This window comes from Clostridium sp. KNHs205 (assembly GCF_000702945.1).
Taxonomy (GTDB): domain Bacteria; phylum Bacillota; class Clostridia; order Lachnospirales; family Lachnospiraceae; genus Anaerocolumna.
The window spans coordinates 2,737,512-2,760,805 of sequence record NZ_JNLE01000003.1 but is presented as its reverse complement, the minus strand read 5'-3'; the positions used below and the strand labels follow the sequence as shown (position 1 = coordinate 2,760,805).

The following is a 23,294-nucleotide window of genomic DNA, read 5'->3' as shown; positions in this document are numbered from 1 at the left end:
ATTTTTAGCTGAGCAAAAGAGCAACAATCCGCCTAAGTCAGTAATTCATAAACCTTTAAGTTTCTGTATTCAGCCACTAGCGGAGCAAGCTGACGGAAACCTATTTTTCCTTTGCCTAAGAGAGGACCATAAGTGAAACCATCATCCCTGAAAGTAAAAATACAAAGCTCATTAATTTTAAACTGAATATTATTCTGAAACTTAATTACAGTTAATCGATAGAAATCCACTGCATCCCCAGGCACCGGCAGTGGGTCTGCTCCCTGGGCTGTCAGATGAAAGCCATAGCTTTTGCGTAGATTACAGGTATGAAAGGCTCTTTCCTCCGGTTCCTTTCTCCGGTAATAGGATATATGAAAAGCATTGATATCTCCGCTGTGGTACTGTGGATACTCACCGGTTCGTCTGGCAAGGACAGGGTCAAAGAGATCCTCTCCGTTCCTTCCTTTTGCTGCAAAAAACAGGATACACAAGCCAATTTCTGTGAGGGGTCTGAATTCCCAGGTAATCCTGATATTTTCCGGAAAGGTTTCCGGGCACCAGAGTACATAATTTGCTTTCTGCCCTAGATTATTGTCCAAAGAATTTTTAAGACACATACTACCCTTCTCAAAGCTGGTGTCAGCTTGGCCTTCCAGAATAAAATTTCTGATATCCTCTGCCTTCTCCAGGGAATTCTGATACAGCAGCTTTTCCTTTCCCATATATAAATCACCGTTAGATGTTATCATTCTTTTCTCACCTTATCTTTCTGACTTCTATTTTCATTTAACAAATAATTACATTTAACTTCTTCTATTAAATCAAATAACCAATTAAATATCCTGTCAAAAACAGTTTATTAACAGGCATATAGTGAACAGTAAAACTTGTGAATCAAATTTCTTATACACTTTCACCTCATAAGAGCTCTCATATTCTCATTAAACTGTGCAGAATTAATAGCCGCAAAATAATTATCTGAGAATGTGTAATTTCATATAAGTAAATCTGCTCAATCAGGTATAACCTTTTATATATTTATTCAAGCATATTGTATGTTCAATTACTGCAGTATTACAATTATCATTTTCTAACCTGTTCTTAAGCATAAAAAAACCTTCATAACCCCGTCATATAAACGGTTTTATGAAGGTTATAAATTAAAATAATCATTTTATGCCATTATAATTTTACTATTGTGTTAATATCTCCCGTGAAATAAACGGATTATTATTTTTAATCCAGGTTTGGTTGAAATTTCCCTTTAACCTCCCTGTATCTCGTTGGGTAATCCTGTTGGGTAACCTTTTGATTCGTTAAAATCATAGGATATCTCTATACAGTAATATTCATTTACCAGACGAATTACTATGACAAATGATAATTTATGAGAGATTTACTATGACATCTGCAATCTGCAGCTACAGCTGCAGATTCCCTTCTATTCCCTCAAATTCAATCACTTTATGACTTCCGTCCTTCATAAGCAGCGTGACCGGTCCATATCCACCGCATTTTTCTTTGTCTGTATATTCAACTGAAGCAATTGGGAATAATTCGTCATCGGTAAAATCCTCCAGGCTTTCTTTGGTAATTACCTGAGAAATCATAATATAAGGTTCATAACCATACTGTTTCCTGCTGGTAAGCTTTCCATATACCACAATGGATTTCTCAGAATCCGGATTGGTTCCTTCGCTGTGCAGGAGTCCAATTTCGTCCCAACCGTCATAAAGGGTCATGGCAAGCTGTTTCTCTCTGCCGGTAAAATCATGACCTTTTAAGATAATCGCTTTTGCATTTCCCTTTTCTAACTGTATAATTTCGGTTCCGTTATCCGGAAAACCGTAGGCTCCCAAAGTCATGGAAACAGGTCTTCGATGAAGCTTTAACTTATCTGCTCTCACAATTCCGTGAGCAACGGGAAAGTCCGCAAGATTTACCGCCTGAATCCAGGTACATTCTTTGGATATTTCATAATTAAAATACTGTCTGCGGTAAAGAATTCCTTCTTTTTCTCCATGCCAGAAGGTAACATTTGCTTTTTGATAAACACCGGTTGTTATATCCTCCAGTACATACTGTTGTGCCTCTACAGCTTTAGAAGGTGCTGATTCCCATGGATATTTCGTATTAAAACACAGCTTGGAATAATTCCACATGCCATGTTCGTCTCCGCAGTTTCTTACTACCTTTCCGGTTCTGAGAATGGTCTCACCGTTGGCTTCATGATTTGTAAAGTATAATGCCGGGCCATTTAATACCGTCTCTTTGATTTCCCTCTCCTTTAGCTTATCCCAGGTTCCGTTATTTTCTTTCGCGGTCCAAAAGGGATGGCCGGCAGGCAGATGGAGGCAAAGGAAAGCTTTCCCCAGCCAGAAGGGTGATTCAGCGCAGGAATATCCCTGTACTAAAGGCGTGAACTGTCCGTAGAAGCCCAGTGTAGGAATTCCTTCGAACAGAAAATCCTCCCTGGTTAAAAACTGCAGCAGGGAACCGGATGCAATACGTCTTGCCCGTCCGGGATCCGCTGTGGAGCCTTTCAGCAACATATTTCCGTCAAAAGCACTGGTAGCAGCATTTCGATAAATATTGCTTCTTCCCCACATATTGGTAAAGCCGTCACGGTCAAAGAAATCCCCATAGGTTTCCATCAGTTTATTGGAGTTCTCTTCGAACTTTTTAGCCAGGTACGGCTCTTTTTCATAACCATACCAGAGATTCCAGATGGGTGTATAAACATTAAATGCCCAGCAGGAATAATAATCAAAGGAATGCCCGTCACGATACCAGCCGTCACCGGCATAAAAGTTTAAAATTGCCTGCCCATGATCTCTCATAATATCTTCATCTATGGGGTAGCCTTCGCTATATAGAAAAGCCATATCCAGCATGTTAAAAAGGCGCCAGTTCTGGGGAACTGTACTGGCATGAGCATAACTGGTCAAAAATCCTGCAATGATATCCTTCTCTTCCTTTGTATAGGTATCCCAGATTTCTGCTTTACTGCTCCACAGGCACACGACCAAAGCACAGGTCTCTACTGTCTGCTGAAAAGTTCGGAACGGATCCTTGCTCTCTGCCAATTCCAGCTGTTCCTCATAACTTCCTACAGAATTGCTGTCTCCTTTGGTACAGGCACGCAATACCTGTTCCTTATAATAATCCCTTATTTTATAATTACAGATTGTAAGCTCCGGATTATCGTGAATTAAAGGCGCTGCCAGGAAAAAAGATCTTGCCAGACCTTCAAATATCTCTGCTTTTCGTTCCACCTTTAATTGAGCCTCTGATGCATTCTTATGCGGATAAGTAACTTCTGTCTCTTTTCTTGGCATAACAATAGGATCATGAATTGATTTTAAATTCTTAAATATTCCGGTTAAAAGATACTCCCCGGCTTCTATCCAGCTTTCTCTCGTAAGCCCTGTAAAGGGGCTTAGCGTAAAATCTAATGTTTTTGGCTGAAATACCATCTGCTTACCCTTCCCTTCTCATATCAGTTTAGTACTGCCTGTCCATCAATAGCTGCTTTATCTGGTATACGCTGTAACTGCCAATGAACCTAAAAAAGGCTGTATTTCTTCCATTGTATAGCTTTCTGGGTTTATTTTAAATGACTAATTATATTATTTACTAACCTTTTCTGCTTTTATTAGCATTTGAAAATTAATAACTCAACTTTCCCAGCTTAAGTTTCAAAACAAAGCTTGAATTAATAAAGCTTGCGATTTCATCCATTCATACACTAAACTTTTAAGGCATTTGCAATCTCCTGCAGGTAATTGATTCAATCCTTCGTAAACAGTATATGGAAAATATACAACAGCTTAAGCTTCTGTATAAATGGTACTGACCTGATCGGATTAATTTTAAACATGACCTGCTGATGTCAACTTTAATATGTTATAATATAGACCATATATGATAATGGCCTAAAGAACAAAATTAAGTTGGAGGGATATAAATATGCAGGAGTACGCGGATAAAGCTGCTTTAATCTCTGAAATTAAGAGAACAGCCTCATTGTTTATAGCAGAGTTTGACGGAATTTCCGAAGCAGACAGGTCTATACGATTAGAAGAAGTCGACCGGACACCTCAGGAGTTAATTGCCTATCAGCTTGGTTGGATGAATTTGCTCCTCAATTGGGACCGGGACGAGCTGGACGGCAAAGAGGTTATAACCCCTTCCGCCGGATATAAATGGAATCAGCTGGGAGGATTGTACCAAAGCTTTTATGACCAGTATCAGGACCAATCCCTGTCCCAGCTAATAGCATTATTTGCTTCAACGGTGGATGAACTTACCCTATGGATTGATGGTTTTAGCAAGGAAGAATTATTTAATCCCGGAGGCAGGAGGTGGGCAGCCTCAACCCCCTCTAACTGGCCGGTCTGGAAGTGGGTGCATATTAATACCGTAGCACCTTTCAAATCTTTCCGCAGTAAGATCCGGAAGTGGAAGAAATGCTTTATCCTCTTTTCGAATCTATCCAATCAGCATCCAAAGGCGGAAGTTCCTGACCTGAACTAATATAAATCCTATCTATCCTTAGCTCCGACTTTCTTGCCAGAATTCCGAATATATGCTCTCCCTCACTGAAATCCAAATGGGATATACTGCACCAGTAATATACCTGTGAGGTATTGTAGGTGTGCAGTTTTCCTTTCGAATACTGTTCCGATACCGGTTGTACCTTACCATCCAGTGAGAAATAGCAGGAATCTGACTTATCGTTATAATGTCTCAGCAACAACCAGATTTGGTAAACACCCGGGGTATTGATCTGAATCTTGAAATGCATTCCCGGCGCAGTCTCAGCTTCTTCCCAAAACAGACCAGGAGCTGCTACCTGCATTGCAAGACCGGTTCTGCCATTGGTTTCTGCCTGCAAATGACTCCATAACAGCTGTTTGTCCTCTTTACCGGCGGTAAGATAAGCATTTTCGGAATTCTCCAGGGCATATTCTGCCTCAATTGCTATAATGCCTTTCTCCTCAAGGAAGCGTCCGGTTCCAAATGCAGCTATCATATCTTTCCTGCCGCAATCTTTTCCAAGCTGTTCATATCGTTTTGCCCCTAAGACAGTCTGGGGACGATCCAGATATTTAATGAATATCTGATCAACATAGTTCTCAAAGAAGTCTCTTGTTGCATAGAGCACATTTAAAGGCGGAACTTCCTCTGCTGCGGTATGGTAAAACTCCCTGCTGATTTCGTCCAGTTGATTCCAGTCAACCCTTGGTGCTTCCATGCCGCTCTCTGCTGAGAAAGTTCCGGAAACACCGCTGATTTTCGGTCCAAGGTTGGTACTTTTTCTGTTTCCGGTATAGAGCACAAGCTTTGAAACCGTAACAAAATTATCTAGCATATAAAGCTTTAAGGTATGTGCTCCGGCTGTCAGATATGGAAGATTTACATAGAGTTTCTCTCCGTTATTAAAAACACTTTCCTGCCAAATTCCTGTCCATTCATCACGAGTTTCTGTCTCTACCAGGATTGGCTCTTCATCATCCAAACCAACACAAAAACGAATCTGCCCCAAGGAATCAAGAGTTAGGAAGCGATATATTTCCAGAACATGAGCACCACTGGTTTTTAAATAGATATTGTATTCCAGTCGGGGATTATCTTTCAGTGAGGGATTGTTTTCCTGCGGGGGATTGCCTTTCAATGAGCAATTGTCTTCCTGTGAATAATTGCCTTTCAATGAGGGTTTGTCTTCCTGTGAGGGGTTCTTTTCTGACTGTTTCACTGCGTAAGCCGTTACATCGGAAGCTTCAGAAGCTTTCGTCCATGCCATCATAGCAGCACCTTCATATCTACCCATTCCCGGAACTGCTACCCAGCTGCTTTCAGGACTATTCGTGTCCTTACTCTTATCTTTTACACTTTTCTGATAGCCCTCTGCCGGGATGGACAAATAACCATCAGCCTCAATATAACCGGTGAAGTTCTCTGGCAGCTGAAGTTTATCCTCTATCTGCACTGTTATGGGTATTTCCTTACCATTTCTTAGGTCTTCAACGATGATTCTGCCTTGCATGCCAGCATATTTGTCAGGTTCTGTTACGGCTATCAGTATTCTTTTCTCGATTTGAAGGATTCCCTCTGTTTCTGATAAGCTTATCCAATTCATGTTTTCTTCTGCTCTGATAACATAAGGGATTTTACCCTCGCCCTGATTCCCAAGTTCAATCCATTTCTGGTTCTGTCCATGGGGCGAGAAGCTCAAAGCTTCCTCATCATTCCACAGATCCACCCGCAGACTGCTGCCTTCTATCTTAAGCGCAGGTTTTCTTGCAGGATACATTGCGACAGCCGGAGGCGGGAAGCTCTCAGGGGTAAGTATTCCTTCCCATTTCCCCTCACTCATCTTCTTATCATAGAAATACAGCATCTGGCGCTTAAGCTCTGTCATCCTGGCGGAAAGTGCCGTATATCTGTCTGCTGCCTGCATATTTCCCCTATCGTAAGAGAGGGCACTTCTGTCTCCATAATAATACTCATGATTGGTATAGTAGGAGGCATGAATCTTCATTAAGAATAACTGGAAGAATCCCGCTTTCTCTTCTTCCGGCAGGCTGTTAAGAATTGCATTTCCCCGTCTGAAGATATCCTCCAGTTCCTGTAATCTGCGGCCTGCTTCATCTCCGTAACCGGTTTGTGAAAATATCCCGGATTTCATATGTTCTATTTTTCTTACATTGGTTACCTGGGCAAAGGTAGTGTATAGCTTTGCTGCTTCTGCGCCATGATTACCTGAGAAGTTTCGATTGATCCATTCCTCTGTAAATTTACCAGCATCTCTTAATATCTTACTATCCTTGCCGGCTTCCCAGCCATATCTTAAAAAGAACTCCATATCCTGTTCCACAGGTTTTAAGCCGCCTACATTGAGTACCCATATGTTTCTTATTCCGGTCTCGTAGGCTTTTCTAAGTTCATTTCCGGTCTGAGCCAGCGGAATGGAATTAATAAAGAGATAACTCATAGCCGTACCGGGAGCTGCCCAATAGGAGCTGTGAAAATACAACCCGTTGCCGCCTTTTCTCTGCTTCTCTGCTTCGTTTGGATAACGTCTCATATGACCGAAATTATCATTTGCCCAAATGAGGGTTAAATCCTCTGGTACCTCTAGTCCCTGATTGTAAAGGTCTAAAACCTCCTTATAGGGTACAAAGGTCTGTAAAGCTTTTTCTCCTTTCTCTTCCCCCAGTACCTCTTTTAAGATCTGTCTCTGGTCTTTTATAACCCGGCCTAAGAGAGCGACTTTGGCAGCTTTTTTCTCTTCCGGTGTTAAGTTCTGATCTTCATCTATTGCTTTGGTATGGAATCCGGAGTCATGGATTCCTCTCATTCCCATGGTAAAGCTTACTTCATAATCCTTGTTCTGTTCAACACTTTCCCTCCAATATTCTTTAAGGATTTCCCGGTTCCTGCCTTCAATGGAATAATCATATACAGCATCTGTATAACCCTTTTTTGTAATCCAGGGCTGCCACTCATTCTGATTGCTGCGAAGGAGCATATCGCAGTGTGAGGTTCCCACTACGACACCCATACGTTCTGCCAGCGCTCCATTCTCTTTATTCTCATTAAAGTAATTTACATGCATGGCAGGCCAGATATAATTTGCCTTCAAACGAAGCAGCAGTTCAAACAGCCTGCCATAAGTAACAGGACCAATTGTCCCGTCAGGTGTATGAAGCTTTGACCAGTCATTTAACTCTTCCTCGTCATTGATAAAGATTCCTCTGTACTTTACTGAAGGCCAGTCCGCTTTTATATATTCCGCAGGAAGGTGAAAGGAGTCTTTTCTTTTCACCGGAATATCCGCCCAATAGTACCAGGGAGACACGCCGATCTGCTCACATATATCATAGATACCGAAGATGGTACCACGCCTGTCAGCTCCGATAATATAGAAAGTATCCTCTCTAACTTCCTGGAGATAGGCCTCCTGTCGATAGGTGCCATCTGTTGCCTTTATGTTATCTACGGACAGTTTTTTCTCACTTATATGTTCAGACAGCTCCTTACAAACTCCGACTGTACCGATAATAATCTGGCTGTTATTTATCTGGCCTGTTATTACAGCCTCACAGCCGAATACAAGCTGAAGGTCTCTGATAAAATTATCGGCAGCCAGCAAAACTCCGCTATTTTCTTTCTTAGATACATAGATATGTACAGTATTTTTTTTATGAAATAGCTCCAGTGTCTTTTCTGTTTTCATATTTGCTCCTCTCTTCGTGCTTTTGTACCCGTGCTAAAGCAGGGGGGTGTTAAAAGTGAAAGAATATTACCTTTACATTTAACTCCAACTCTACGCAGCTTTTACTTCCTTTACTGGAGAGTCAAAAGTTCTCTTTTCTCATCATACGGACGGAAAATTGCAAAAAAGCAGAAGCACTCATGCTTCATTCCAAGGTATAAGAATTCCTAATTTTCTGAATATTTCATGCTGGACATCTTATCAAACAGACAACTCGCTTCGCTCAAACAATCTGTTTGATAAGATAGCACAAAATATCCAGAAAAAAGGACTTCTAATACCTTTCCATAGGCGCATTCGTTCTTCTGTTTTTTTGCAATTTTCCTGAAATAGTATGAAATAGAAAAGTCAACAAGAACTTTTGACTCTCTAGTTCCTTTACTATTATTACATTACTCTAATTCTTTAGATTAAAATTCAAATATTCGTTATTCAATACAAACCCAATTATAGCTGATTTCTGTAACAATAATCTTTTATTATATTGTTATTTCTATTAATTTATTATACAATATTGCTGTTACGGAGGTTACGATATGAAAGCAGATCTCACCAATATTCATCCGCTGTTTTCCATTGATTTTGTGGTTCATGAATCAGATCAGGAAATGACCGGTTACCACTATCACAACGGATACGAATTATATATTCTGGAACAGGGCTATCAGAATCTTTTAGTACATGATATCCTTCTTGATGTAGCCAAGTATGACGTGGTCTTATATAAACCCAATACCTTCCACAAAAGCATGAAGAGGCAGGGTTGTGCCAGAACCTGCATTTATTTCTCAGAACGTTTTTTACAGTTATATTTTACGGAAAATGCAATCAAGACCTTGCTGCATTGTTTTGAGATAGAATTGATTTCTCTGAATAAAGAAATATTTCCAAGGATAAAAAAATTAATGCTTTTACTGGAGAAGGAATCTGTTCATGAACCGGATAACCGGATATTTATTTATCTGGCAGATATCTTAAGCATCCTGAATGACAATGAAGATTCACCGCGTTCAGAGCCTTTTCCGTCTGCTATTACAAATTTATCGCCTATCCTGTCTTATATCAACCGAAATTACAGCAGCATAACAACCATTGATGAAATATCCGATGCATTTTTTATATCGAAATTCCATTTGTGCCACGCCTTTAAAAAAGCAACCGGAATTACTCTCATACAATACCTGAATAAGATCAGGATACAGAATGCCTGCAATATGCTTGCCGGTACCAAGCAGTCGGTATCCAAAATAAGTACTGCCTGCGGCTTTCACTCCTCTATGTATTTCTGTAAGGTATTTAAGGAGGCTTTGTCTATAACTCCCAGCGAATTCAGGAGGAATTCCTTATCATAAAATTATATATTGAGTCGTTCGCTTATCTAAAAGCTAAAACAGATCATCTAATATCATACAAAAGATTAGATGATCTGTTTATTTCGCTATACCTTTCTATTTTAAAGGGACTTTTACTTCCATCACGGTTCCCTTGCCTTCTTCGCTGGAGCAATTAATTGTTCCGCCAAGGAGCTCCAGGATTCTCTTTACAATGGAAAGTCCAAGACCATTACCCAGTTTCTTGTGGGATTCTTCACACTGATAGAACTTCTCGAATATCTTAGCCTGTTTTTCAACACTGATGCCATCACCTTCATCCCGTATGGCTACCAGCAGATAATTGTTGTTATGGATTCTTCCTGTTATATAAATGCTGCTGTCTTCAGGGGTATATTTGATGGCATTATCAAGGAGATTTGCCCAAACCTGCATTAATAAATCCGCATTACTCTGTATTACCAGATTATCGCAGTCTATTTCATAGTTTCTAGCTTTATCAGGCCATTTTTCGGATAACATGATAATACTTTTTCGTATTTGTTCATCAACCCGAATACTGTCTGTCTTTACAACTATCTGCTGATGATCCAGCCTGGACATACGAAGCATATTCTCACACAGGCGGGATAATCTGAGTGACTCTTTATTGATAAGTTGAAGATACTCTTTCTGTTCTTCCGTTGTTAATCCTCCCTCCAGAAGTATTTCTGACAGCCCGGTAATGGCAGCCACAGGTGTCTTTACTTCATGGGATACATTACTCATAAAATCTTTACGCATATAATCCATTCCGTTTAATTCTGCAGCCATGGTATTGAAATTCACAGCAAGTTCATCAATTTCATTGGCATATTCATATTCCCCACGATTGCTTTCATTTCTGTCAATATGAGCCGTGAAGTCACCTTCTGCAACTTTCTTAACTGCCCGGCTAATTTCTTCAAGGGGTTTTGTTAAATGGATGGAGCCAAACCACAGCATGGTACCGCCAAGGAGTATCGTCAGTCCGCAGACAAGAAGTGCAACAATTATCACCACCGGCAGTGTGATGTCCCCGCGGAAGAACAGTTTCATTCCTCCCAGGACCAAAACCAAGGAGACGATACATGCAGAACATAAAGTTGTAATGGATACCATGGAAAAATAAAGCCGGAGTGATACCCTTACTCTTCTTTTCTTCTCTTTTCTTTCCATTTCTTTTATTTTCCCTCTTTCATGAGTATCAATTTATCGATTTGATATTACCGGCTTCTGGTACAGCAAATATTAAATATTGATGTTAAGTTGTGAAAAACTTTTTAAGAGTACTCGTTTATAAACCTTGGTGTACTTGTGTAACGCCAGCTGCCTGTTCATAGACCCTGGTGTACTTGTGTAATGCCAGCTGCCTGTTCATAGACCCTGGTGTACTTGTGTAATGCCAGCTGCCTGTTCATAGACCCTGGTGTACTTGTGTAATGCCAGCTGCTTGTTCATAGACCCTGGTGTATCTGTGTAACTCCAGCTGCCTGTTCAAATTAAGACGTAATAAATACGAATTCCAGATTAGAACTTAGCCTTATATCCCAGCCCTCTGACTGTTATAATTTCAAAATCCGGATAACCTTCAAATTTACGTCTGAGTTTCTTAATATGGGAATCTACTGCCCGTTCATCCGCTTCGGCATCCATTCCCCAGATTTCATCCATCAGCTCAAGTCTGGTAAAAATTTTATTCGGGTTGCTTAAGAGCTTGAAAAGCAGAAAGAATTCTTTGGGCGGCATCTCATAATAATCCTCCCCAATCTTAACTGTTAATGCATCGTAATCAAGAACTGCATTCCCTACCGTCATTTTCCTGTCATTGGTAATCTGTGCACGCCTGAGCAGGGCATCTACACGCAGTATCATTTCTTTCATACGAATGGGCTTAATCATATAATCATCTGTCCCTGCTTTAAAGCCTTTTTCCAGATCTTCTATCTGGTCTTTGGCTGTTATCATAAGAATGGGGAGCTTATAGGAAGTATCTCTTAGTACTTTGGTCAGCTCATATCCATCCATTTTCGGCATCATAATATCGCAGATAATCAGATCAATATACTCCTTGTCCATAACCTGTAAGGCTTCTTCTCCGTCAAAGGCTGAAAAGGCTTTGAAATGCTCCTGCTTTAATTTACCGCAGATCATTTTATTTAAGGTTTCATCATCTTCCACAACCAATATAGAAAACATTTCATCCCCGCTTTCTGGCACACTGTGTCTGAAAACTACTTGTGCCGGGCCGGACGTTCCACTTTAGTCAGCTGATTTACAGGATACGTCCAAATCAGATTCTGGTGGAAACGTGGTGGTGCTTTCAAATTACACCTCAGAATGCTGCTAAATGTGTTCCGGAACTGTGCAATAATTTTCAGACACGCCTTAATTACAGAATCTTAGTTCTAGCTTTTCATAGTTTGTGCCTATGAGAGAAGGTATTAAAGCTTAAAGTTCTGTAGTCGTTTAGAATTTATCTTACTATAGTTTACCTGTCTTATAATGTACTTTCAAGTAAGAAATATTATTGGTTATTAATACTATTTCATCAAAAACTTTTTAATATCCGTTTTTATTAAAGGAGCTTATTACTAGCGACTTATTCATTATGTGCCACCTGTTTATTTAATATTGAATAGCCTAACATATTTATTTGTCCCGAATATGTCCAAAGTTTAAGATAAAGGTTCCAAAGTTTTTCTTTAAAGACAGATTTCTTCAAGCTTTTCTGCCACTGACGTAAGACCTTCCGTTCCCTTCAGCTGTTTTGATATACTGATACAATTTTCCTTGAACTCTTTCTCTCTTAACAGTTCTTCTGTCCCATCTCTTAAGGCTTGCGGTGATATCTCTTTAAATTGACCGACTATTCCAAGTTTCAGGTCTTTTATTCTCTTTGCAACCATATGCTGATCGTTAACCATAGGGAAAGCATACATTGGTACGCCGTAACTTAGCGCCTCATTAACACTGTTAAACCCGGCATGTGTTATAAAAACATCTGCTTGCTTTAGGATTGCTAATTGGGGTAAGAAATTTCCAATATAGAAATTCGAAGGGATATCCCCCAACTGCTCTATCTTGCATTTCTTCCCGATTGACATCATAACAAAAACATCTAAGGTCTTAAATGCTTCCAAACACATTTTATAAAAATCGATAAAATCTGTATTAACACTGCCAAGGGAGATATAAATCAACGGCCTGGAATCCCTTTGAGGTATGTCATCAAAATCTTCGGCTGTTTCATTTTTGACAATCGCACCTGTAAAGAAATATTTAGAAGAATCTCGTAACAATGATCCAACTGCGGATGTGTGCCCGGCTCCAGCATAGAAGCCGGAACAGGTGCATGGCTCATGGCAAAACTTGAATGCGAGCTTACTACGGGTTTCTGAATTAATTGATTTAAAAAATATGGTGCTCCAAATAATGAATCACAGACTACCATATCATACTCTTTACTTTTAATCAGTTCTAACACTCCAGGCAGCATTACCTCAGCATAGAGAAGAATATATTCCATTAGCATAAAGAAAGGATGCCTGTCCGTCGGGCGATAGGCTGCCAGAAAATCATCCAGTTCCGCTGAATAATTCAGAAATACTGCGCCTTCTGCTATTACCTTTTCCTCAAATTGCTTGGAACAAAAATAATCCACTTTATTACCCCGTTTAACCAATTCCCTTACCAAGGGAAGAGTTGGGTTAATGTGTCCATATAAATTAGCATTTACGAATAAAATATTTGCCATACTTCAACCTCCATATATCACTCTGATATATCCATGCTATATCAGAGTGATATATTTGTCAAGAAAAAAGTATATTTGATTAACGGATAATATTATTGGGATTGTATAATGATAAATAAATTGATGTTATCCAGGTTGTTTTTCTTCTGCTTTTTATATATAATACTCCATGTAGAGTTAGTCATATCTAACTTCTATGAAATATTAAGTAAAACATATATCAAGGAGATTCTATGTTAATCGTTTATGATAGCTATACCGGATTAGGTAAGAAATTTGCAGAAAGTCTCGGTTATCCAACACAGTCCGTAGAAATCAGTGTTAATGAACCCTGTATTCTGGTAACCCGAAATATTGGTTTGGGTAAAATCACAGATACTACCTCACAGTTTTTAGAACAATACAAAGAATTTGTAAAAGGCGTTGTTGTTAATGGCAGTAAAAAGTTCGGTCCCTTTTATTGTAAAGCTGCTGATAAAATTAACAAGGAATACAACATACCTGTTATCCGAAAAATCAGCGGCTCTGGAAATGACGAAGATATAAGTTTTGTAAAGAACTCGCTGAAAGCCATAGAGGGCAAGCTGAACCGCTCTCGCTAAGTGACTGATTATTATTTGAAAGTATACATAATAAAGCCAGTAACCGATTCTTAGTTTTGCTTGAAGAAAAAGCAACAGCTGCCCTGCTTGGATCCTATAGGTTAATAAAGACAGCCCTGCAAAAAAGGAATTGCATTTTAGCAATTATATGATAGAAAGCCTCTTGCTTTCCTTCACACACCAACTGAAAGACACATCACCCATTTTGTGTGCTATCATTGTTCGTTATAAGCACACAAAATCGGTGATGTGTCTTTCAGTTGGTGCATTCCAGGAAATCTAAAAGGCTTCTTAATGCTTTGCATTCACATTCCCGCAGCACCTCTTAATGCAATATATCCTCATATATTCTATATCTGACATACCTTATGAGGATTTAAGATATTCTTTGGATCAAAAGCCTTCTTGATACCTCTCATGATTTCAACGGTAGCCGGATCCATGGCTTCCATAAGATAGGACTTCTTCGCATAACCTATACCGTGTTCTCCGGATACCTGACCACTCAGCTCTCTGGCTTTACCATAGATCTTATCCATGGCAGCCTTCATCTTCTCCTCCCATTCTTCTTCACTTAGTTCATCCTTTAAGATATAGGCATGGAGATTTCCATCTCCCGCATGGCCAAAGCTTTTGATACGGATATTAACTTCTTTATATAAGCCGTGGATATACTCCACCATTTCATTCACGGAGCTTCTCGGAACTACCACATCCACTTCATCCATAAAGGAGGTGGAACCTTTGATGGCTTCCAGAAATGCTCCTCTGGCTTTCCAGATGGAATCTTCTCTTTCCGTGGTATCGGAGATCAAGATATCAATGGCTCCCTGCTCCAGACAGATTTTTGCTACATTCTCATAGTCTTTTTCGATTTCTTCCGTAGAGTTACCATCAAATTTAAGCAGCAGATAGGCATCTGCACTGTTATCAGGAAACTTTTTGCCCAGGTACTTCTCTGCATCGATTATTACTTCCCTCTGCATGAATTCAATCGCAGTGGGGATGGCTTTGGATTTAATGATCAGAGGTACGGTACCAATTGCCTTTTCAAGAGACGGAAAGGGTATCAGCAGGCTGATTGCTTTCTTCGGCAAAGGAAGAATTTTTAAGGTTGCTTTGGTAATGATGCCCAGAGTTCCTTCCGAACCCACCATCAAATCCTTCATGGCATAGCCGGTACTGTTCTTTACTACCTTACCGCCAAATTCCACCACCTTGCCATCGGGCAGCACAACCTCCAGTCCTCTTACATAATCTCTGGTCACACCGTATTTAACCGCTCTCATACCACCGGCATTGGTACTGATATTTCCACCGATAGTAGCGGATTTCTCGCCTGGATCCGGCGGGTAAAATAAATCTCTCTCCTGTACATAAGCAGCCAGTTCCATAAGCAATACTCCCGGCTCTACCGTAATGGTAAGATTATCCTCATCCAGTTCCAGAAATCGGTTCATAAGGCTGGTATCCAGCATAATGCCATGTTCGATGGCAACGGAAGCTCCTACCAGACCTGTGCCTGAACCTCTGGGGGTAACAGGGATTGTATTCTCATAGGCATATTTCATAATGGAAGAAACTTCCCCGGTGGATTTAACCTTTACCACCACATCCGGATAACTGACCGTATCGCTTAACTCATCATGACTGTATTCTTCATTGATATCTTCACCGCAAAGAATTCTCTCATCCTCTTTTATAATACTTCGTATATAATTAATATCATCCAATTCCAGCTTTTTATAATTCATTTTAATAACCCTGCCTTTCTCACAGCCTGTATATCTTAAGCCACAGGTACAAATTTTGGTATAAGGTTGCTTTCACTCTAACTTCCTTGCATTTAACTCTAAATCCTTAAATTTATGTTGAATTTTAATTGTTGAAGCTTCCAAGAAAAATTTCATTATATCTTTTTTAGCAGTTAGTAAAGTAACCCATTCATCCATTAATCTCATCTCTGACTAGAATTTCGCTATCTATAGCTCATTATTAGAATTACCTGTGGTGCGATAGCTATAAACACACTCAGGCACTAATAGGTTTACCGGCTTTGATCCGGCTGATGATATCCGGCAGGATTTCATACAGATCCCCAACCAGGCAATAATGAGCAGTCTTGAAAATTGGTGCATTTTCATCTTTGTTAATGGCAATTATCTGCTCAGCGTTATTCATACCTGCAGTAAACTGGACAGAGCCGGATACGCCGCAGGTTATGATCAGCTTCGGTCTTACCGTACGGCCGCTTAAGCCCACCTGACATTTGGCTGCCAGCCATCCTGCTTCCATCACCGGACGAGTGCAGGCAAGCTGACCGCCCAGTAAATCAGCAAGTTCTCTTAGCAGTTCAAGATCCTCTTCTTTTTTGACACCTCTGCCGGCAACTACCAGTACATCGGAGGCTTCTATAAACTGTTCTTTCTCTTTTGCAATGATATCTAATACCGAGACCTTACTGCCCAGTTCCTTTGCATCAATGACGCAGTTAATGATTTCACCGGACACCTCAGCTTTTCTCTCCGGTGCATCCATAACCTTATAGCGCACAGTAGCCATCTGAGGCCTGTGATTGGGAGTTAATATCTGAGCCATGATATTTCCGCCAAATGCAGGCCTTATCTGTACCAGATCCGTATTTTCATTTATATCCAGGATTGTACAGTCAGCAGTTAATCCGGTCTTTAATCTGGCTGCCAGTCTTGGTGCCAGCTGTCTGCCAACCGGAGTTGCTCCCATTAAGACAGCCGTAGGTTTAATATGCTCAACGAAATCCTCAAAGGCATTGGTATATGGCTCCATCTTAAAGCGATTCAGCTCTTCCTTATCATACACAAATACCTTATCCACTTCATAATGCAGCAGTTCTTCACATTGGGCCTGTATATGATGTCCCATCATTACTGCATATACCGGGTGATTGATCTTGGTTGCCAGTTCCTTTGCTTTTCCGATTAATTCATAGGTTACCGGGTGAATTACCCCGTCAATATGATCTACATATACTGCAATACCGCTCCACTGCTCCTTGTCTATGGCCTCAACGGCTTCCTCCACATATTCAATTGCACCTGCAGGTCCTTTTTTCACACAGAGCTTACACATTTTACAGGCAGCATTTATCTGAATCAAATTATCTTTCTCTTCAATAGCGCCAAAGGGACAGATACTGATTAGTTCCTGTCTATTTCCTACCTTTTCCTGGTTTACGATTAACTTAGCCATACCCATCTTCCTCCTCAGGCAAATTTTAATTCTTTTAATTTATGAAATAACTGCTCCGCCAATTCTTTCCCCTCTCCATTCCACACCTCTCTATGGTTATTGACCTGGGGCGGAAAGATTCTTTGAACTTGTGTAGGGGAGCCGTTTAAGCCGTAATTTTTCTCATCTTTATCCTCCAGGTCTGCAAGGGAAATCACTTTGATTTCTCTGTCCTTCGTTTCCTGTTTCTTCACATAGGAGGGAAGCCTTGGAATAAATATGTCTTTATCCACCGCCAACAGACAGGGATATTGAATTTCTGCTATTTCTATATCATGAGTCATATCCATTTCCACAACTAAGGAGCTCTCTTTTTGCTCAACTATCCTGGATACATTGGACAGGCTTGGAATACTCAGCCATTCTGCTACTTCTGGTCCTACCTGAGCCGTATCTCCGTCAGTGGTCTGTTTTCCGCAGAGAATCAGGTCAAATTCTCCGCTCTGTCTGATACCCTGTGAAAGGGTATAGCTGGTTGCCAGTACATCTGCTCCGCCAAACTTACGGTCAGATATCAGCACTCCCTTATCTACTCCCATGGCAAAAGCTTCTCTTATGATTCCAGCTGCCTGCCCCGGTCCCATTGTAATAGCTGTAATACTTCCACCGGTTTTCTCTCTGATACGCAGTGCAGTCTCTAACGCATATAAATCATAAGGGTTCATCTTGGATTCCACCCCGTTTCGCTTTAATACACCGGTAACCGGATCCACTTCCACCTTATTGCTGTCTGGTACCTGTTTAATGCATACTAAAATATTCATCTGAAACTCCTTTCCTTCCCTTTTCAGGCTTACTGCAGGGCAGTGATCGTTAAAGTCATAACCTGCAGCATAAATCATAAACAAAATATAATTACATTTAGTTCTCACAAATCTCATACCCAGTCTAACTGCCAGCTTTCATACACTATAAGCTATGCCAGCAATCTTGCACCGACAAAAGTAATAACCCCAACTATGATTACAAAAAGTACAAAATATTTAATGGTTCCCTTTAACAGCATATTTTCCTTACCCTCCAGACTTACAGCTGCTACCGCAACTGCTATGCTCTGAGGTGAAATCATCTTAGCCATAACCGCACCGGCTGTATTAGAGGCTGTAATCCATGCCTGATTAAGTCCAAGTGCTGCAGAGGTTTCCGCCTGCAAGCCGCCAAATAATACACTGGCAGAGGTTCCGCTTCCGGTCACAAAGGTTCCGATTGCACCAAGGAAGGGTGCGAAAAAGGGATAAAAAGAACCGGTATAGGTCACAAATACAAGTGAGATGGAAGCAATCATACCGCTGTATCCCATAAGTTTTGCTGTTGCCATAATGGCAATAATGGTTATGACAGTCTTCATCATCTGAAGGATCGTCTTCTTAAGAATTACAAACATTTCCTTTATCCCCAGTCCCTGAATCTTTCCTCCGATAAAGGCGGATAAAAGAATCCACAAACCAGGCGTTGCAAGCCAGGAAAAGGTATATGGTGAGCTTCCTTTACCCTGATAGATGCTTACCGTAGTTTTAACAGATGCCAGCAGTTCGTTAAAGGGTCCTGCCATTTTAGAAGTAATTAAGAGGAATATAAAAATCAGGATGAAGGGACTCCAGGCAACCAGAGCTTCTTTCACAGTTACCTTCACTTCCTGTCTGCCCTCCAGAATATACTTTTCCTCCACCTTGCCTTTACCAAATAACCTTGCGGCTAAAACCGTGGCAGCCATAGAGCAGACCGCTCCGATTACTACCGGCAGCTCCGCTCCCAGATATCTTGCTACCAAATACTCCGGAAGCAAGAAGGAAAAACCGGAAATTAAAGTAATAAGAGTAATTCCCTTTAAAGAATTCTTTGATTTTCCAGTGAGGAATACCAATACAAAAGGTGTTAGGATAATAAGCAAGGCTAATAAAATTACCGTATTGGTAGACAGATCGATTACATTAATACCGGTGATTTTCGCCAGGGTGGTTGTGGGAATACCGATGGAACCAAAAGCTGTCGGTGTGGCATTTGCAATCAGACAGACGATTGCTGCGAATACCGAAGGAAAGCCAAGACCAACCAGCATACTTGCGGGAATGGCAACAGCCGTGCCAAAGCCTGCCATACCTTCCATAAAACCACCAAAGCCCCAGGCAATTATAAGTACTAATACTCTTTTGTCCTTCGTGACGTTTGCCAGCATTTTTTTGATTATTTCCATTTTGCCGGTAGCAACGCAGACGTTGTAAGTAAATATAGCAGCAATTATAACAATAATAATTGGCCATAAAGCAAGTGCGGCCCCTTCCGCAACTGCACCCAGGCTGTCAATAAAAGGCATCTTCCATACAAAAACGGCAAGTACATATGCAATTGCCAAAGCGATGGTACATGCTTTAAACCCCGGGATTTTTAAAGCTGTCAGAGCAATGATTAGCCAGATAATCGGTAACAATGCCATAACAAATTCGAAAATCATCTCCATACCTTCTCCATTCTGTGGTATTTGAGGAGCCAACAGGAATTTCTCCAGATTCCTTTATACTCCTGAAATAAATTTTTCCAATTGGTACTACCAATTTGCACTGAAAAAAAATGGTGTTGCAAAACAGTTTTGTTTTACTACACCTATTTGCTGCCAACCCTGTCGAATTGGTAGTACCACTTTGTAATTTAATTATAAATGCGCATATCCTATATGTCAACAAACGTCATTTTTTTAACAAGTACTTTGTTTATTTTTACCTCACAAGGTACTTTTATATCATTTTTAGGTCATTTTCTTTCAGTTTTTCGTCAATTATACCAAAATGTTTGTTAATAGATTCATAAGCCAGATTTTTATCCCTGGTAATTAAACTTTCTATCATTCCATTGTGGGCTTCCATCAGAATTTTTCTGCTGTCCTCCTGGCTTAAGATTTCTCTTCTTAAGTCTACTATGAATTTATCCAGGACCTCTGAAAGAGCCTGAAGAATATTGATAATCAGCGTATTCTTGGAGGCCAGTGCTATGTTATAATGCATTTTCTTATCCAATACCACATTGTTAGCTTCTGTATCTGTCTCCAGCTGAGCTATGATCTTTACCAGGGTCTGGATTTCTTCATCTGTAATATTGTCAATTGCCAGCATCAGTGCTTCCATTTCCAAGGCTCTTCTAAGTTCACTGACCTGTCTGTAATCTATCTGATTCAACAGAAACATCATGGACAGGGATTCAACCAGATTGTTCTCAAAGTTACCTGTCAGAAAATTACCTGCTCCCTGCTGGCTTGATATTAATCCCATATTATCCAGCGTCCGGATGGCCTCTCTTACAGAGTTACGGCTGATACCCAGTATCTCTGACAGTTCTCTTTCCGCCGGCAGCTTTCCTCCTATACTCAATTCACCACTGCGTATTTGTTTTTTTATGTAATTTATGACTTTCATATATGATTTTTCCTGTGTTCCGTATTCTTCCATAGATACCTCCGTCTGTTTCTTCTGTCCGATTCAGCATCACTTCTATCTGCCTTTTCTAAATTGCATTGCAGGCTTTGAACAACTTCCATCTGCTAATTTATAGTAATAACATATCCTGTTCGCTTTTGCTCTATTTTATACGCTGATTTGGATGCTGGCTTGTCTTTCATTCTACCATATTCTGTTTAATTTTCAACTGATATGCTGTTCTTTCAGAAAGTCTCCCGCTGCTATTTAAAATACCTAAAAACACTGAACATATATCATTATAACAAGAAAGGAACTGCCATGAAAATACTCGCCAAAGGTTAGAGCCATACTACTAACTTTGGGATGGGTATCCGCCATAACAATTCCTTTTTTATAATCTATTACTATATTTTATAAAACAGAGTTTTTATAAATAACCTGATACATCTAACTGACAATTTCTTGGAGCTTAACAACCTTTCATTTTTTGTTTGGCCAGCCATTCAAACAGAGTCACGCTGCTATCTGTTTCCATTACGCATTCGTTATTCAGTGCCGGAATCCAGCTAAAATGTCCATTATATTCATAGGGGGTATTGTCTGGATTATAGTACTTTCCTGTATTGTCCGTAACAGATTGATAGCAGGAGAAGTGTACCTCAGGAGCTTCCGCCTGAACCAGTCGTTTAAATGTTGCCACTGTGTGCTTATCTGCTGGTGTTGTATTTCATATATCCTCCTTCCTGCGTTGTTGTAACCTATCCTTTTACCCCTCCAAGGGTTATTCCTTTTACGAAGTTTTTCTGAATAAAAGGGTAGATTACTACCACTGGCAGAATACCCAAAGTTGCCAGTGCCATACGGACGGTCGCCGTAGGGATTTGAGCCAGGCCCTGGTTTGCATTTGATAGATTCGCCGCATTCTGGGACAGTGCCTGTATGTTTTGCATCAGCCTGTTTAAAAGGTTCTGTATACTGTATAAATCCGTGTTCTTTACCAGATAGATATATCCGTTATTCCAGTCATTCCAGTATGCAATACCTACGAACATTCCTATTGTTGCAATAATAGGCTTTGCCATGGGAAGAGCTACTGCATACATGGTCTTGAACTCCCCTGCACCGTCAATATAAGCCGCCTCCAGGATTTCATCGGGTATACTGGTTACAAAATAACTTTTCATAAGCAGGATATTAAAGGCATTCATTAAAAGTCCCGGGACCAGTAAGCCTGCAAAAGTATCTTTTACGTGAAACACATTGGTATAATTTATGTAGGTTGAAACCAGTCCTCCATTAAACAGCATGGTGAAAAACACCAGAAAGGTAAGCAGCCCTCGAAAAGGCAATCCCCTTTTGGAAAGGCCATAGGCTAATAAAGTGGTTATCATCAAACTTATGGTTACTCCAAGTCCTGTCAGCAGAAAGGATATTCCATAAGCCCGCATAACGATATTACTGTTAGACTTAAAAATCCACTCATAAGCATAAAGGCTCCACTTTTCCGGAAAAAAGGAATAACCGTTCTGTAAAAGTGCGGCATTATCGGTCACAGAAGATACCACCATCAGTATAATCGGTATTATGGCTAACAGGGTCAGGATTGTCATGATCACATGCCCGATCATATCATAAATTTTTGCTTCTTTTGTCTTCATCTTCCATTCCCTCCCTATATCAAGGCACTGTCTTTATCAACCCTGCGCACCAGTGTATTAGCACCTAAGACTAATATAAAACCGACAATTGATTGATATAATCCGGCTGCTGCAGACATCGATATATTTCCAAGCTGTAATAAACCGCGGTACACATAGGTATCAATTGTATTCGTAACTGAATACAGCGCACCTTGATTTAAAGGCACCTGGTAAAACAATCCGAAATCAGAATAGAAGATTCGCCCTACAGCCATAAGGGTCAGCATGATAATAGTGGGTTTTAACAGGGGCAGGGTGATATATCGGAACTGCTTTCCTCTGGTAGCACCGTCTACCAGGGCTGACTCGTAATAAGCCCTGTCAAACCCTAATATAGTCGCCAGATAAACGATACAGTTATATCCAACACTTTTCCAGGCACTTACAAAGATGATAATAAAAGGCCAGTATTTCGGTTTACTATACCAGTCAATGGGTTCATGTCCAAAAACAGGCAGAATTGAATTGTTAAAGAATCCGTTTTCGACACTGAAGAAGGAGAATACAAGATACCCTATAATAACCGTTGATATAAGATTGGGCAGAAGGATAACGCTTTGGTAAACTTTTTTCCTTCTTCCGTTCAGTTCACTTAATATAACGGCAACTAAAATGGCCATAACCGTATTTATGATAATAAAAGCAACATTGTATAAAATCGTATTACGGGTAATAACCCAGGCATCACTGGTTTTAAATAAATACTCAAAATTCTTAAAACCAATCCACTTGCTACCATAAATACCAAGTCTGGCATTATACTGTTTAAATGCAATAACCAAACCGGGAAGGGGCATGTAATTATTGATAAACAGGTATATCAGCCCCGGCAGCATCATGATATATATAGGGATAAAGCGTTTCAGTTTAGCCCATTTCTTCGGAAAATTCTCTTTCCGGTCAGAACGTATCTTTCTTCCAGCCTCCATTAAGCCATCATCTCCTT

18 protein-coding genes are annotated in these 23,294 nt (G+C 40.3%); 3 read left to right on the top strand and 15 right to left on the bottom strand.

The window, feature by feature from the left end:
* Positions 1 to 32: 32 nt before the first annotated feature.
* Entirely contained in the window at positions 33 to 731 is a 699-nt protein-coding gene (locus BR73_RS0111515; RefSeq protein ID WP_033165643.1) for a DUF1961 family protein, read from the bottom strand.
* Positions 732 to 1,403: 672 nt separating this feature from the next.
* Positions 1,404 to 3,458 carry a DUF2264 domain-containing protein gene (locus BR73_RS0111510; protein WP_033165642.1) on the bottom strand — a complete coding sequence of 685 codons (2,055 nt, stop codon included), beginning with the start codon at positions 3,456 to 3,458 and terminating at the stop codon, positions 1,404 to 1,406.
* A 493-nt stretch (positions 3,459 to 3,951) separates the two neighbouring features.
* Between BR73_RS0111510 and BR73_RS0111505 the strand changes: the two genes are divergently transcribed.
* On the top strand, positions 3,952 to 4,518 hold the full coding sequence (locus BR73_RS0111505; RefSeq protein ID WP_051685150.1) for a ClbS/DfsB family four-helix bundle protein: 567 nt from the start codon (positions 3,952 to 3,954) through the stop codon (positions 4,516 to 4,518).
* On the opposite strand, the gene BR73_RS0111500 is transcribed toward BR73_RS0111505, so the two are convergent.
* On the bottom strand, positions 4,457 to 8,224 hold the full coding sequence (locus BR73_RS0111500) for a glycosyl hydrolase 115 family protein (RefSeq protein WP_033165641.1): 3,768 nt from the start codon (positions 8,222 to 8,224) through the stop codon (positions 4,457 to 4,459). The two genes, BR73_RS0111505 and BR73_RS0111500, sit on opposite strands and share 62 nt — an antisense overlap.
* Positions 8,225 to 8,799: 575 nt before the next feature.
* On the opposite strand from BR73_RS0111500, the gene BR73_RS0111495 reads away from it, so the two are divergent.
* Positions 8,800 to 9,615, top strand: coding sequence for a helix-turn-helix domain-containing protein (locus BR73_RS0111495; RefSeq protein ID WP_033165640.1), 816 nt, complete (start codon positions 8,800 to 8,802; stop codon positions 9,613 to 9,615).
* 96 nt (positions 9,616 to 9,711) lie between these two features.
* On the opposite strand, the gene BR73_RS0111490 is transcribed toward BR73_RS0111495, so the two are convergent.
* The 4 genes from BR73_RS0111490 to BR73_RS29120 form a co-directional block, all read right to left on the bottom strand.
* Positions 9,712 to 10,791: a HAMP domain-containing sensor histidine kinase gene (locus tag BR73_RS0111490; protein WP_033165639.1), complete on the bottom strand. Its 1,080-nt coding sequence runs from the start codon at positions 10,789 to 10,791 to the stop codon at positions 9,712 to 9,714.
* A 351-nt stretch (positions 10,792 to 11,142) separates the two neighbouring features.
* On the bottom strand, positions 11,143 to 11,811 hold the full coding sequence (locus tag BR73_RS0111485; RefSeq protein ID WP_033165638.1) for a response regulator transcription factor: 669 nt from the start codon (positions 11,809 to 11,811) through the stop codon (positions 11,143 to 11,145).
* A 506-nt stretch (positions 11,812 to 12,317) separates the two neighbouring features.
* Positions 12,318 to 12,815, bottom strand: a complete 498-nt coding sequence (locus BR73_RS0111480; protein ID WP_051685149.1) for a nucleotide disphospho-sugar-binding domain-containing protein — start codon at positions 12,813 to 12,815, stop codon at positions 12,318 to 12,320.
* Positions 12,812 to 13,369: a hypothetical protein gene (locus BR73_RS29120; RefSeq protein ID WP_033165637.1), complete on the bottom strand. Its 558-nt coding sequence runs from the start codon at positions 13,367 to 13,369 to the stop codon at positions 12,812 to 12,814. Before BR73_RS29120 ends, BR73_RS0111480 begins: the two co-directional genes overlap by 4 nt.
* Positions 13,370 to 13,602: 233 nt before the next feature.
* On the opposite strand from BR73_RS29120, the gene BR73_RS0111470 reads away from it, so the two are divergent.
* Complete coding sequence (locus BR73_RS0111470; protein ID WP_033165636.1) at positions 13,603 to 13,971, top strand: class Ib ribonucleoside-diphosphate reductase assembly flavoprotein NrdI; 369 nt, start codon at positions 13,603 to 13,605, stop codon at positions 13,969 to 13,971.
* 350 nt (positions 13,972 to 14,321) lie between these two features.
* On the opposite strand, the gene BR73_RS0111465 is transcribed toward BR73_RS0111470, so the two are convergent.
* The 8 genes from BR73_RS0111465 to BR73_RS0111430 form a co-directional block, all read right to left on the bottom strand.
* Positions 14,322 to 15,725 (bottom strand): FAD-binding oxidoreductase, encoded by a 1,404-nt coding sequence (locus tag BR73_RS0111465; RefSeq protein ID WP_033165635.1) that lies wholly within the window; start codon positions 15,723 to 15,725, stop codon positions 14,322 to 14,324.
* 277 nt (positions 15,726 to 16,002) lie between these two features.
* The gene (locus tag BR73_RS0111460; protein WP_033167347.1) at positions 16,003 to 17,199 is read right to left on the bottom strand and encodes an electron transfer flavoprotein subunit alpha; all 1,197 of its coding nucleotides are present in this window, start codon (positions 17,197 to 17,199) and stop codon (positions 16,003 to 16,005) included.
* Positions 17,200 to 17,213: 14 nt separating this feature from the next.
* Positions 17,214 to 18,002, bottom strand: a complete 789-nt coding sequence (locus BR73_RS0111455) for an electron transfer flavoprotein subunit beta/FixA family protein (RefSeq protein WP_033167346.1) — start codon at positions 18,000 to 18,002, stop codon at positions 17,214 to 17,216.
* Between the two features lie 152 nt (positions 18,003 to 18,154).
* Positions 18,155 to 19,696, bottom strand: coding sequence for a lactate permease LctP family transporter (locus BR73_RS0111450; RefSeq protein ID WP_347463429.1), 1,542 nt, complete (start codon positions 19,694 to 19,696; stop codon positions 18,155 to 18,157).
* Positions 19,697 to 19,970: 274 nt separating this feature from the next.
* On the bottom strand, positions 19,971 to 20,678 hold the full coding sequence (locus tag BR73_RS0111445; RefSeq protein ID WP_033165633.1) for a FadR/GntR family transcriptional regulator: 708 nt from the start codon (positions 20,676 to 20,678) through the stop codon (positions 19,971 to 19,973).
* A 439-nt stretch (positions 20,679 to 21,117) separates the two neighbouring features.
* A complete protein-coding gene (locus BR73_RS0111440) occupies positions 21,118 to 21,348 on the bottom strand; it encodes a hypothetical protein (protein ID WP_033165632.1) in 231 nt (76 codons plus the stop codon).
* Between the two features lie 58 nt (positions 21,349 to 21,406).
* Positions 21,407 to 22,306 carry a carbohydrate ABC transporter permease gene (locus BR73_RS0111435; RefSeq protein WP_033165631.1) on the bottom strand — a complete coding sequence of 300 codons (900 nt, stop codon included), beginning with the start codon at positions 22,304 to 22,306 and terminating at the stop codon, positions 21,407 to 21,409.
* 14 nt (positions 22,307 to 22,320) lie between these two features.
* The gene (locus tag BR73_RS0111430) at positions 22,321 to 23,277 is read right to left on the bottom strand and encodes an ABC transporter permease subunit (protein WP_242860663.1); all 957 of its coding nucleotides are present in this window, start codon (positions 23,275 to 23,277) and stop codon (positions 22,321 to 22,323) included.
* Positions 23,278 to 23,294: the final 17 nt, after the last annotated feature.